This is a genomic window from Ligilactobacillus sp. WC1T17, from assembly GCA_900110005.1.
GTDB classification, from domain to species: domain Bacteria; phylum Bacillota; class Bacilli; order Lactobacillales; family Lactobacillaceae; genus Ligilactobacillus; species Ligilactobacillus ruminis_A.
This window is the reverse complement of the sequence record FOCC01000027.1, coordinates 1-1,161: the sequence shown is the minus strand read 5'-3', so window position 1 is coordinate 1,161 and position 1,161 is coordinate 1. Positions and strand designations below refer to the sequence as shown.

General features: G+C 35.7%; 1 protein-coding gene. It reads left to right on the top strand.

Annotation, left to right across the window (positions count from 1 at the left end; genetic code table 11):
- Positions 1 to 456: 456 nt before the first annotated feature.
- Positions 457 to 1,161 (top strand): cache domain-containing protein (locus BMX26_RS09360; protein WP_180366080.1); only part of this gene is annotated, 705 nt, incomplete at its 3' end.

The window sequence follows — 1,161 nt, the reverse complement described above, 5'->3', positions numbered from 1 at the left end:
AAACAATCTCGGCTTCCACGCAGGAAAATGCCGCTGGGACCCAGGAAGTATCGGCCAACTCCGAAGAAGTTTTGGCAACGATGGATGAATTTACCGGGCATGTTGCTGAATTGCGCGACATTTCCGATAAGCTCAAAGGTGAAACGGGTAAGTTAGACATTAACTTAAGAGACTAAAAATTAAAATCTATTTCTGGTTACATGAACTAGATTTTTTTATGCTATTTTTACAATAAAATTTACAAAAAAGCATAAAATATCCAAAAAACTTTGATTGCTAGCGAAAAAAGGCGCTGATTAAGTTAGGCTTAACCTAAAAAAGAAGAAAAAGGGATAATTTAGCGTTAAATAAATTATTTATAAGTAATTTATTCAATAATAAGATATAATTAAAGAAATAGTAAGTAATTATCAAGAGAGTGATTGCTTTTTATAATATCGGAAAGGAAGTACGCTTATGAAAAAAGTAAAGACGAAATCATTAGGTCGTATTATCATGATTGCTTTTTTAGTTATTGGACTAGTACCATTGGTTATCTCCAGTTATGGTAACTACCAATCAACCAAGAGCAACCTTATTTCAAGAAACAATCTTTCAAAACAAGGGGCCGTAGACCTCTTGCAAGAAGAAAGAGAACATTTGCAATCATCAACGGCTAAAGTGTTAAAGCAAACCGCCAAATATACCGTCTTCCAATCAGGCAAGATGGAAAGTAAGGTTTTGTTAGAAAATGAAAAAGAAATTGTCAACAGTAATGATTCCTTTATGGCGATGACAGTTGGTAATAGTGAAGGCAAGTACGAAGGAACCTCTAATCTTCCTTCTGACTACAAGGTAAAAAGCCGCCTTTGGTATAAGCAGGCAGTTAAACATATGAATACAGTGCAATGGACTTTGCCATATAAAGATGCAGCAACCGGTGATTATTTGTTGACGGCATCGTATGCTTTCAAAGATCAAAGCGGCAAAACGACGGTTATTAGTCTTGATGTATCTTTTGATACTATTGAACGTCCTTTGAAGAACCTTAAAATTGGTAAAACCGGCCGGGCTGTTTTATGCTCTAATCAAGGGGTTGCCATTGCTTCAGCCAGTCCTATTAAAGATAAACGTTATGCTAGAGGGGCTAGTTTAAAATCATTAGCCACTTATCAAGCAGTA